Raw genomic sequence first — 11,478 nt, 5'->3', positions numbered from 1 at the left:
CTCATCCGGTCCGACCGGGCCGCGCGGCAAGGAGATATATTGCCAGACCGGAGGGGCGCCGTGGGCGGGAATCTGGGTGCACACATTTCCTACACAAATGAGGATGGGGCCCTCTCTGTGAGAGCCTAGAAAGAACAGGGCCGCGGCTCCCCTATTAGAGCGGCCCTTCGGTTTTCCAACGGTTAAGCTTCGGCCGCATTAATGGCTGTATACCCATTAGAAATGGGACATAGCAGCGTTAATGAGTTCAAAAACGATTAGTCCAATAAGAGCCGCTGCGGCAAACTTGATGGCATTCGCAAGCTGTGGATGCTCATAAGCCCAGCCCGTCCTCGTCTCTTCGCTGTCCGCCTTCTTTCCGTCCAAGAAGTCGGATATCTCTTGATACGTCACCAAATCATTCTTCTTCTTGATATGTTCCGCTGCAAGCGCGCAGCACATTGCGCCAGCACCAAAGACGCCTGCCAACACCATCGTCGGAACGCACTGGACCATCCCCCACCCGTGGTTTTGTTGCCACATGAGCCAGGCCATAGAGACGGTAAACGCAAGAAGCCCAGCCAACATCCCCGCACCCAAGCGATAGAGCGTGCCCCTATCGCGTTCAACCCTTTCTCTAATTATTGAAATGTCGCCTTTAACAAGCTCGTCAATCGTTACATCCAGTTGTTCAGACAGCAGTAGGAGACTCTGGATGTCGGGGTACGTTTTACCGCGCTCCCAATTACTGATGGTCTGACGTGTTACAAAAATGCGCCTTGCAAGATCCTCCTGGGACAAACCAGCATCGAGTCGATACTGTTTAAGGCGTTTTGGCAGCTGCATGGCGTTCCCTTCGAATGCATTTCAACTCTTATTGGGCGGCTACACAACAGAAGCCGGCAAGCAAAGCGTAATCCCAAAATCAAACCCATACGGATGGCTGAGCGCAGATTAGAGTGTCAAAAATCTTTGACACATACGCTACCTGCTCTTTCTTGCAACTCGGACGCTATCGAATTGATCGGTTTGGCTACGTCCCAAATCGATCACATCCCTAATCAATCAAAAAGGGGCGCTTCCGGATTGGAAGCGCCCCTTTAAGATGCAAGAAGCAATTAAGCCTCGAGAGCCTTCTTGGCGATGGCAGCCAGCTCGTTGAAGGACTCGATGTCCTCGTAAGCCATCTGAGCCAGGACCTTGCGGTCGAGCTCGATACCGGCAACCTTCAGGCCGTGCATGAACTGAGAGTAAGAGATGTCGTTCAGGCGAGCAGCAGCGTTGATACGGGTGATCCAGAGAGAACGAATCTCGCGCTTCTTGTTGCGGCGATCACGATACTGATACTGCAGGGAGTGCTGGACCTGCTCTTTAGCATGCTTGTAAGTACGCGAAGCGGCACCGTAGTAACCCTTCGCACGGTGCATAACGGTACGGCGCTTCTTCTTGGCGGCAACAGCGCGCTTAATACGTGCCATGTTCTATCAACTCCTAGACGGTAAAACGAAAAACGGGAACGCGAACTTAGGCGAGACGCGACTTGATGACCTTGCGGTCGGCAGCGGCGATCTCGGTCTCCTGACGGAAGCCACGCTTGCGCTTGGTGGACTTCTTGCTCAGGATGTGGCTCTTGAAAGCCTTGGCGCGCATAAGCTTGCCGGTACCAGTCTTGCGGAAACGCTTCTTGGTGCCGCTGTGGGACTTCATCTTAGGCATGAAATACTCCTTAATCGGTTACAGAACACTAGTTACTTGGTATCGCTTGCCGCTTTATCCTCATCGAAGGCGCCCTTAATCGGGGCGAGCAGCATAAGCATGTTACGGCCTTCCATCTTAGGCTTGGACTCGACCGTAGCGTAAGGCTTGAGATCCTCGGCGAGACGCTCGAGAACGTTAAGACCCTGCTCCGGGTGAGCCATCTCACGGCCGCGGAACATGATGGTGATCTTAACGCGTGCGCCCTTCTTGAGGAAACGCAGAACGTGGCCCTTCTTGGTCTCGTAATCGCCAACGTCAATCTTGGGTCGGAACTTCATTTCCTTGACCTCGACCTTGGACTGGTTCTTACGAGCGGCCTTGGCCTTCATGGCCTGCTGGTACTTGAACTTACCATAGTCCATGACCTTGCAGACCGGCGGCTCCGCGTTGGGAGCGATCTCGACCAGGTCGAGACCCTGATCGTCGGCGACGCGCTGGGCATCGCGGATGGCGAACAGGCCGAGCTGAGAGCCATCGACGCCAATCAAACGGCACGAAGATGCAGTGATCTCGTCGTTGATGCGGGTGTCATCAGACTTAGCTATTTTCCCTACCTCCATTCATAAAAAAATAACCCGGCGCTTGTTTGCAACCAGGTCGTACACATAGACATCCTCGGTATGAGGAAGGGAATCTAAGTTGTATGACCAGTCAGCTGCTCATTGGCGCCAAAAGGTGGGAACCCTCGGGTTCCTCTTTAGGGCATTGCGGGAACAACGCCTTGCGAATAATAACACGTACCGCGCGTTATCACATTACGTACACGAAAAAGGGAGTCTTGACCCCCTTGAAGCGCAGGTGCATGTATGGTGCCCGAGGCGAGACTCGAAGGGCCTTCGCTTCGCGAAGCCCCGGGCTTCGGGCGCATGGCGCCCTCGCCACGCTCCGCTACAAACAGGCCACAGGCCTGTTTGCTTAACGCTCCGCGCGCTCACGCGAGTTCGGCACGAAAAAGGGGGCCTTGACCCCCTTGAACGCTCACTTGCATGTATGGTGCCCGAGGCGAGACTCGAACTCGCACGTTGTTGCCAACGGTGGATTTTGAGTCCACTGCGTCTGCCAATTCCGCCACTCGGGCACGTAATGCGTGAGTTAGTTTATCACAGCTTTCTGTTGATTAGTCCGAAAATGGAACTTCAAGCATTTCGATGAGTTCGACCGTGCGAAGCATCTCGCGCCGACGGCATCCGCGTCCGTTAACCGAGGCTTCGCCCATCTGGTTGTCATAGGGATCCTCGCGCATGCCATCGAAAGCAGGCACAAATTCAGCCTGGAATCGATTGTTGGCCACCATGCGCCACGGGTCGAGATTGCCAAAGTAGTGACGACGACGCCACTCCTCCCCCATCCTGCGTGCCGAGGAACCAAACGATACGTCGGCGTTAAGCCAACCGGTCTGTGGCGTATAGAACTCAGCCCAATCGTGCGGCCCCACCGAATCGGGCGCAACATACAGGCCGCTCTGCCAACGGGCGGGAACGCCCGCAATGCGGCACATGGTGATAAACGTGAGCGCCATAACGCCACAATCGCCGCGGAGCGAGTGTGCACAGTCGTCGGCAATAGATCCCAAAAGCAGGTACGGTGGCTGATAGCGATAGTCGATACGCTGTGTCAGGTAATCATAGATAGCACGAGCGCGATCGAGCGGATCATCGAGCCCGTCAATAACACGCTCCGTCAACTGTCGCAGGTACGGCGTAAACACAATATGCGGACGGTCCTCGGAAGTGTCCTCGGGCAGCGGCGTGTCCATGCACGTATGCGACGGGAGCGCACCACCATAGATATCACAATAGGCGGCATCGATGTGATAGCGATAGGTCACCGAGAATGAATGTTCAGTCGAAGATGTCCAAGAGGCAGTACGAGCCGAAACGTTTTCAGAGGCAACGGTACCCTCCGACGTCATATCGAGAACCTCGATATGAGACTGTTGACGACAGGCGGCGGCAACGGGTAGCCACGCGCGAACAGCCTCTCCCTCCAGAGCCCCGGGGACAGACACAGATGCCTTAAGCGTGATGACGCGAGTCAACCCGTTTTGCGACTCCATCTCCCTGAGCATCTGGTTACGCAGCGCTATGCCGTCCGTAGAATCGGGACGCAGGCCCGGAACCTCCTTGGGGTACACGCGAAGCGAATCGAGGAAGTTGTCGAGAACAAACAGCTCGCCATCGATAAAGCGCCAGTCAATACGCTTGCGATTAATCAGGTCATCAAACTGCTCTTCGGTAAACTCTGGCCACTCCTCGCGAATCATCGCAATGGCCCGATCACGCGACACCGAAAAATGAAGCGGCGTCTCGAGCATGCGATACCGCTCCGCACGAACACAAGCAGCCAGCGAAGGCTCGGGGTTCTGCTCCAAAAGGCGATCGCAGGCAGCAACAGCCTGCGTCAAATACCCGGCATCCTTAAGACGAAGAATCTCGGGCGGCAGTCCAACATCGAGATGACGAAAGTCATCACAGCAAACATCAGCAGAGCAACCAACTGGACCCTCGTCAATAACCTTCCCATCCGAAGGCAGCACATTAATAACAGCCATACCAAAACTCCAAGTCACTAGAACGCTTGAAGCCCATTGTAGCGAGATAAAAAGAAAGCCCCAACAAGGGAGCCATCAACACCGCCGAACGGTAGTCAAATAAATAATTCAGCCTCGTAACCCTGCGGCGTTAAACGAAGGAAGCCCCGTTTCCCCGGAGCTGATTCCGTCGCGCGACTTCTGGCGAAGCCAGGTGAGCGCGAGGGAAACAGCGTAGGGGAAACGGGGCCTCCGGCGGGAAGTTAAACCGCTACTTACGCCTTGTTGACGGAGCCAAACTCCTCCATGAGCTCCTTGGTGCGGGCAACGATGTTGTCGCGACCAGGCTTGAGGAGCTTGCGGGGGTCAAAGCCCTTGCCCTGCTGATCCTTGCCAGCCTCGATGTACTCGCGGACGCCCTTGGCGAAGACGAGCTGCAGGTCGGTGTTGACGTTGATCTTGGAGATGCCCAGGGAGATGGCCTTCTTGATCTGATCCTCGGGGATGCCGGTGCCACCGTGCAGGACGAGGGGCAGGTCGCCGGTCTGGGCCTTGATCTCGCCCAGGCGCTCGAAGGAAAGGCCAGCCCAGTCGGCGGGGTACACGCCGTGGATGTTGCCGATGCCGCAGGCGAGGAAGTCGACGCCCAGGTCAGCGATCTGCTTGCACTCAGCAGGATCAGCGAGCTCGCCGCTGGAGGTCACGCCGTCCTCGGTGCCGCCGATGCCGCCGACCTCGGCCTCGATGGACATGCCCTTGGAGTGGGCAAGCTCAACGAGCTCCTTGGTGCGGTCGAGGTTAAGCTGGAAGGTCTCCTCGTGAGAGCCGTCATACATGATGGACGTGAAGCCGGCCTCGATGCACTTAAAGCAGTCCTCGTAAGAACCGTGATCGAGGTGAAGGGCGACGGGAACGGTAACGCCCGTGGCCTCGACGGCAGCCTTGACCATGTCGGCGCAGACCTTGAAACCGCCCATCCACTTAGCGGCACCAGCGGTGCACTGAAGGATCAGCGGAGACTTGGCCTCCTCGGCGGCCTGGAGAATAGCCAGGGTCCACTCGAGGTTGTTGGTGTTGAAGGCACCAAGACCGTACTTGCCGGCCTCGGCCTTCTTGAGCATGTCTGCTGCGTTGACGAGCATAAAAGAAACCTCCTGTAAGGTTGCTCCGATAACGCCTGAGATTTTACCACGGCGCACCCGAGCATAAACGTTCGTTTGTTCACGAATATCGTCCAAACAGACTTTTTTGACCGTTTGCCCTACAGAATCGACCCGTTGGGGAAAAATAGCTTGACGTTTGGACGCTTCTCGTGCTTCAAAAGCCGACTATTAAGCTAAATCTGCATGAAAGGGTTCTGCATGAGCTCGCGTGCCATGGTGGTCGAATCGCCATGACCGGTTAGGCAAACGGTATCGGGCGGGAGAAGCCGGGCGAGCTTGGAGAGCGAGCGCAGAATCGCCGCCTCGTCTCCTCCAGAAAGATCGGTGCGGCCGTGCCCACCCGGAAACAGGGTGTCGCCCACAAAGGCAATGTTCCCCTGCTCGGTGGCAGCAAACAAGACGATCCCGCCCGGCGTATGCCCTGGCGTCTCGATCACCTGCAGGTAGATATCGCCCACCTTGATAGCATCTCCCTCGGCGAGCAGGTGCGTCGGCTCCCCGGGGTCAGGCGTCTCAATGCCCCACATAGCTCGCTGTTCCTCGATGTTCGCATGCGGCACCGCCACATCCTTAGCACACAGCTCATACTGGCAGCCCTCGACAACGGTGGTTCGCACGCCTGCAACACCACCAACATGATCGGCATGGCCATGAGTGCATACGGCGCCAAACACGCGTACGCCGGGATGCTCGGCTCGAATATGCTCCACCAGGCGTTCGCCTTCCCATGCGGGATCGATAATCACGCACTCATTGTCCGAAATAACAGCATAGCTATTGGTCTGAATGGGACCGTTTACGAGCGTCTCAATCTCGACCGATCCCTTCGGGTCTTGTCAATAAGGATAGAGGAAAAAGCAAATTATTTTTATGAGGTTACAGCATCGGATTGAATAAGGCGCAGCACCTTGTCGGTAAAGGTTTCCCGGCTGGTCTGGCTGAAATGAAAGTAAATATCAAACGTCGTGCCGCCAACAGTCTTTACCATATCGGGTGGCGGCGCGTCCGGGGCGGGTGGGGCGTTGCCGCCCTCCATCATGGGCAAGGGAATGGTCTTGCCCTTCCTGCTGGTGCTGTCGCTTCCCTCCGGGGCGGGGGTGGTGCTGGTGATCGTCATGCTGGGGTCATTTGTCATAGGCTCTCCTTTCATCGTTCATCAAAAGATAATCCAACGTGAGCGCCATTTTGTCGCCCACGTTGGTGTGGGGGAAGGGAATGTATCAGCCCCCCTTTGAGGACTGTCCGCAAGCCCCCTGATTGCAAGGCTTTCCAGCCTCTAAATGTCCACGCCTGCGGCGCTCCCGTTCGTTGGCGGCTTTCTTCCTCCGGCGCACAATGGCGGCGCACTCGTCACAATACTTCCCGCAGTTGGAGCGCGGCACAAACATCGTCCCACACTCGGCGCAGGGCCGCGCCCGTCCTCGGTGGAGCAAGGCGGCACACAGCCCCTTGTCTGTTGGCAGGACGGCGGCGCGGAACCATTTGCAGACCAGGGAATAGGTGATACTCTGGACGCAGACGCAAGGCTCCCAGCCGTTATCAAGAGCAAGGCAGTTGCCGTCGTCATAGTTGTAGCACTCATGCACCATCCGCCGGACGGCCCGGTACTGCTGGTAGGTCAGCTGGGGAATGTCCTTCACCGCTCCACCTCCCGCCGTTTCTGCCGGGTCTGCTCCTGCTGGCGTATAGCAACATCGGCGTTCCGCTTCACCTGTTGCAGCCTCCGTAAATCGTCCTGAATGGGCTTGTACTGCTCATACTCGGACTTGTACTCCTGTTGAAGCCTCGCCTGTTCCTGTTCCCACGCATGAACGGGAATTTTACCAGCAGGGGAACGGTGCTTATCCAGCTTGCGGTGGGCCATGTGGAACGTCCTCAACTCGCTCTCATGCTCCCTCTCGAATTGTTCTCGCTTGCCCTTCCACTTGATACCTTTCCATTCGTCATAGATGGGTTTGGTGTCCCGGTAGAGGTCAACAAGGCGAAGCAGTTCCTTCAATTCGTTCAGACGGGCGGACTTGGCTTTCATGGATGTGTTGATGGCCTCCGCCCGCTCACCCTGGGCGGCAATATGGGCCTCCAAATTTTCCAGAGTGACAATGCCTTTCTCGGTCAGAAAATTGACGGCCTCGGCAAAATCTTTGAGGTTCCCAATCCTGGCGTTGCGGCTCCATGCTCCGGCGTTCCGGCCCTCATAGTAGTCGGTCAGCAGGGCAACAAGGGTCGGGGCTTGGGGCTGGCTCAATTCTTCTTTTATGGCCTTTATCCAATCTGTCAGGCCGGCGATTTTCTTCCGAATATCCCGCAGAATGTTGTTGGCCTTTTTTATCCAGCGGTTCAGATCGCCCTTGTCGGTGGTGATGCCCTTGGCCTCCATCTGGCGGACGGCTACGCCCTCATGGATGGTAGGCAGCAGGTCAAGGCCCTGACGCTCATAGGAGCGGTGATCGACACGGCAGGTCAGGCCCTTTTCCTCAAACTTGGCATTGACCATAGCGGCCCACGCCTTCCGCCATTGTTCCAGCGTTTCCGGGCTTCCCCAGTCGGTGGTAGGAACAGCGTCAAAGAGGGGTTTGCCGTCCTCACCCATGATGCGGTTCCCATCCTCGTCCAGACGGTAGCGGCGACGCTGCTTGCACCCCCATTTGCCGTCTGGCTCAATGGGCCGGATGGGGCAGAGAATATGAAAGTGCGGGTTAGGAATACCGCCGTCCTCCTTGTCCGGCTGGTGGATGGCAAAGTCGGCAATCATGCCCCGGCCCACAAGCTGCTCCGAAACAAATTGCCTTGCAAGAGCGATGTTTTCCTCCAATGAAAACTCGTTCTGCAAGGCAATGTCAAAGCTATATGCAAGCTGGGCTTTCTTGCCGCGCTCGGCCTTCTCCACGGCGTTCCAGAGGGTGGCGCGGTCTTGGTACTGATTGGGGGCCTGGGGCGGCAGGAGAATGTCTGTGCAAACCACGCCGCCCTTGTGGGTGTAGTCGCTGACCTCGCCATAGTATTCGCTATACAATTTCTCCCCGGCTCGGTAGGCGGCGGACGTGACAACAGACTGTCCCGCGCTCCGTTTGACCTGGGTAACGTGGAGATGGAACAGGGCCAATTATCCGCCCTCCTGCTGGTCAGTGGCTTGGCTCACCAGGGCGGCAACTTCCGGCAGGGAAAAGACCTTTTCCATCAAAAGAAAAAAGGCCCTTTCGCTCATGCCGCGCACCTCCGGGGCGATACTCTCCACCGCTCCGCCACGGGTGATAAGTCGGTGGTTTCGCTTCTTCCTTTCGCCTTGGGTGTAGTAGCGGATGCGGTTCTCATACCGCTGGCCTCTGTGCTGGTACTGCTCCAACTTAGCGGTGGCCTCAGCATACTCTTTCTCTAATTCTTCGCGTGACTTGTCCATCGTGTTTGACCTCCTTCTTGGCAAAACAAAAGACCGTCTACCTGCTGTGTCGGGTAAACGGTCAAGGGTAACGGTATTCGGTTTTAGCCTCGCTGGAAAGGTGCAGACGCAGAGCGGATGTACCTTTCCAGCGAGGGCGCAGGGATAGCCGCAAAGCGGCGCAAGGGGCGCAGCCCCTTGTACGGAGCGGAGCGACGCAAACGGCCCGGACTTTCGGAAGTCCGGGCCGTAGCCTCGCAGAGCGCACGATACATGGTCGCAGACCATGTATAGAAGTGCGCCCTTTGTTCCAAAGGGATTTTATAAGTCCATCATTGATGGGAGAATTTTGTTGAACATATGGCGCACCTTATCAATCCGGGTGTTTGGGCGGCGTGGCTGAAAAACTGGTTCGCCGCTGGCGATTTGATACCCCTTCAATTCTGTTAAACAAACGCTTCTCCCGTTTGTATAAGAGGTGAGGTCATTGCGGTACTCTTGCACACAGCGGGCAGGGATTTCGCCAGTAAAAATCACCTCGCTGTTTTTAACCTGGGTCGTTTCAATACTCGCGCAATATTTTGGTGCGTCATGATAAGCTCTGGAGAGATATTCCTGCGGCGCATAGAGTGTAAAAGAAAGATATGGTTCCAATAGCTGCGTCCCCGCCTTTTTCAACACCTGCTCCAATACAATAGGTGCCAATGACCGAAAGTCTGCGGGAGTGCTGACCGGACTATAATAAAGCCCATACTCAAAACAGATTTTACAGTCCGTTACCTTCCATCCATACACGCCTTGTTCCAGACCGTAGCGGATACCATCCAATACAGCGTTTTGAAAACTCTGATTCAAGTACCCAACGGAAACTTTGCTCTCATACTGCACTCCGGTGCCAAGGGGGAGAGGGGTGACGGACAGCCCGATGGACGCCCAGAATGGATTGGGCGGCACTTCGATATGAATGGTGTGACTTACCGCTTTCAATGGCCTCTCCATATAGATGATGGTAGGTTCTTTTGCAGTTGTGTTGAGCTGATATTTTTCCACCAGAAGATCAGAGATAATTTCCAATTGTACCCGGCCCAAAAAGGAGAGAATGATCTCATGGGTCACAGCGTCTACTTCATAGCGCAGAAGCGGGTCGGTATCCGCAATTTCTGTCAAGGCGTTTAACAAGCGTTCCCTCTGTTCTGGTTTCTCTGGTGCAATTGTTGTCCGCAGCAAAGGGAGAGGATTGTCGCTCCACGTTTCACGGGGCAGCAGCAGTTTGTTTCCCAGCACATCATTCAGCCGCAAACTGTCGCAGGGTACAATGACGATCTCGCCCGCATGGGCAATCTCTGTTCGGACAATCTCACCCTTTGAGGGGATACGCATTTCCGTAATTTTCAGTTTTTCTTTCCCTGCCAAGGCTACGGAATCCCGCAAATGAAGCGTACCGCTGTACAACCGCAGATAGGCAAGGCGTTGGCTCTGGTTTGCGTACTCAACTTTGAACACAGTTCCGCACAATTCAGAGCCGTTCTGCCCGGTGGGTGATTGGAATGTATCTGTGACCGCTTCAATGAGTTGTCGGATTCCCAAGTTTACCTTGGCACTGCCATGATAGACCGGAAACAGAGAGACGCTTTGGATTCTCCTGTTTTCCTCCCGCAGAAGTTCTTCTTTGTCCATTGGTTCTCCGGCAATATATTTCTCCAACAATTCATCACAGTCCGCAATCACGGTATCCCAATTCTCCAGCCCCATGTTTTCCATGATGGATATATCCGGGGAAAGCTGCACGTTCTGCTTAATAATCATATTTGCGGAGAGCCTATCTCGGATAGACTGATACACACCTGGCAGGTCAATCCCGTCCTGGTCGATTTTGTTAATAAAGATAACAGTTGGGATTTTCATTACTTGCAGAGCATGAAACAGAATACGGGTCTGCGCCTGAACGCCGTCTTTTGCAGAAACAACCAAAATCGCTCCGTCAAGAATGGCAAGGGAGCGATAGACCTCCGCTAAGAAATCCATATGCCCAGGAGTATCCACAATGTTGACCTTACAATCGTGCCACTGAAAGGAAGTGACCGCCGTTTGAATGGTGATTCCACGCTGCCGCTCTAAAAACATGGTGTCCGTTCTCGTTGTTCCCTGATCCACACTGCCGGGCGCCTCGATTGCTCCGCTGGTATATAACAGGCTCTCCGTCAAGGTCGTCTTACCTGCGTCTACATGAGCAAGAATGCCAATATTGATGATTTTCATATGATTGTCCTCCATACAAGGCCCAGAAGGGCGCAAAAATCCCCAGCGACAAATACTTTTACCGCTGGGGATGATAGGTAGGACACACATGAAAACTGCGGCCAAGGCTGGCCGTTGTCTATCACGATATGAAATGAAAAGGCAAAAGTATTCTTAAATTGGGTACAAAAACCAAGCCCTCTCCTTGAGGACGTTTGTCTTTGTTCCCATTATCAAATTTTATTTAAGAATACCTTGCCGCATATTGATAAACTCCTTTGCTTGGATTTTTATAGTATAGCATATCAAATTCCCAAAAGCAACCCTGTTAAGATACATTTTTTCTCTGTTACTGCACCCTTGATTCTCATGTTCACTGCAACAGCCTCAGGACTCAGCGCAACGCGTTGCGCTGAGTCCTGAGGCGCGAATCC

General features: G+C 54.8%; 12 protein-coding genes and 1 tRNA gene. All 13 read right to left on the bottom strand.

All coding sequences use genetic code 11. The annotated features are described in order from the left end of the window. Positions 1–216: 216 nt before the first annotated feature. The 13 genes from PMW70_RS09390 to tet all read right to left on the bottom strand — a co-directional run bounded on the left by PMW70_RS09390 (position 217) and on the right by tet (position 11,065). Complete coding sequence (locus tag PMW70_RS09390; RefSeq protein ID WP_117855272.1) at positions 217–825, bottom strand: helix-turn-helix transcriptional regulator; 609 nt, start codon at positions 823–825, stop codon at positions 217–219. 272 nt (positions 826–1,097) lie between these two features. After that, positions 1,098–1,457, bottom strand: coding sequence for a 50S ribosomal protein L20 (rplT, locus tag PMW70_RS09385; protein WP_022094123.1), 360 nt, complete (start codon positions 1,455–1,457; stop codon positions 1,098–1,100). Positions 1,458–1,503: 46 nt separating this feature from the next. Further along, the gene (rpmI, locus tag PMW70_RS09380; RefSeq protein ID WP_006234422.1) at positions 1,504–1,695 is read right to left on the bottom strand and encodes a 50S ribosomal protein L35; all 192 of its coding nucleotides are present in this window, start codon (positions 1,693–1,695) and stop codon (positions 1,504–1,506) included. A 32-nt stretch (positions 1,696–1,727) separates the two neighbouring features. Beyond that, on the bottom strand, positions 1,728–2,297 hold the full coding sequence (infC, locus tag PMW70_RS09375) for a translation initiation factor IF-3 (RefSeq protein ID WP_006234423.1): 570 nt from the start codon (positions 2,295–2,297) through the stop codon (positions 1,728–1,730). A gap of 431 nt (positions 2,298–2,728) precedes the next feature. Next, positions 2,729–2,815: transfer RNA gene (locus tag PMW70_RS09370), tRNA-Leu, on the bottom strand. 39 nt (positions 2,816–2,854) lie between these two features. Then, the gene (locus PMW70_RS09365; protein WP_271744701.1) at positions 2,855–4,288 is read right to left on the bottom strand and encodes a transglutaminase-like domain-containing protein; all 1,434 of its coding nucleotides are present in this window, start codon (positions 4,286–4,288) and stop codon (positions 2,855–2,857) included. Positions 4,289–4,542: 254 nt separating this feature from the next. Then, on the bottom strand, positions 4,543–5,409 hold the full coding sequence (gene fba / locus PMW70_RS09360) for a class II fructose-1,6-bisphosphate aldolase (RefSeq protein ID WP_035137086.1): 867 nt from the start codon (positions 5,407–5,409) through the stop codon (positions 4,543–4,545). A 194-nt stretch (positions 5,410–5,603) separates the two neighbouring features. Beyond that, positions 5,604–6,218, bottom strand: a complete 615-nt coding sequence (locus PMW70_RS09355; RefSeq protein WP_334203973.1) for an MBL fold metallo-hydrolase — start codon at positions 6,216–6,218, stop codon at positions 5,604–5,606. A gap of 80 nt (positions 6,219–6,298) precedes the next feature. After that, the gene (locus PMW70_RS09350) at positions 6,299–6,565 is read right to left on the bottom strand and encodes a transposon-encoded TnpW family protein (protein ID WP_271744700.1); all 267 of its coding nucleotides are present in this window, start codon (positions 6,563–6,565) and stop codon (positions 6,299–6,301) included. Between the two features lie 85 nt (positions 6,566–6,650). After that, positions 6,651–7,070: a cysteine-rich VLP domain-containing protein gene (locus PMW70_RS09345; RefSeq protein ID WP_271744699.1), complete on the bottom strand. Its 420-nt coding sequence runs from the start codon at positions 7,068–7,070 to the stop codon at positions 6,651–6,653. Then, on the bottom strand, positions 7,067–8,533 hold the full coding sequence (mobQ, locus tag PMW70_RS09340; protein WP_271744698.1) for a MobQ family relaxase: 1,467 nt from the start codon (positions 8,531–8,533) through the stop codon (positions 7,067–7,069). The genes PMW70_RS09345 and mobQ overlap by 4 nt, the downstream gene beginning before the upstream one ends. Further along, positions 8,534–8,827, bottom strand: coding sequence for a DUF3847 domain-containing protein (locus PMW70_RS09335; RefSeq protein ID WP_271744697.1), 294 nt, complete (start codon positions 8,825–8,827; stop codon positions 8,534–8,536). It abuts the gene before it with no gap. Positions 8,828–9,127: 300 nt separating this feature from the next. Next, entirely contained in the window at positions 9,128–11,065 is a 1,938-nt protein-coding gene (tet, locus tag PMW70_RS09330; protein ID WP_271744696.1) for a TetM/TetW/TetO/TetS family tetracycline resistance ribosomal protection protein, read from the bottom strand. Between the last annotated feature and the right edge of the window lie 413 nt (positions 11,066–11,478).

This window comes from Collinsella aerofaciens, assembly GCF_028209625.1.
Lineage (GTDB): Bacteria > Actinomycetota > Coriobacteriia > Coriobacteriales > Coriobacteriaceae > Collinsella > Collinsella aerofaciens_AM.
This window is presented reverse-complemented; position numbering and strand designations above follow the sequence as displayed.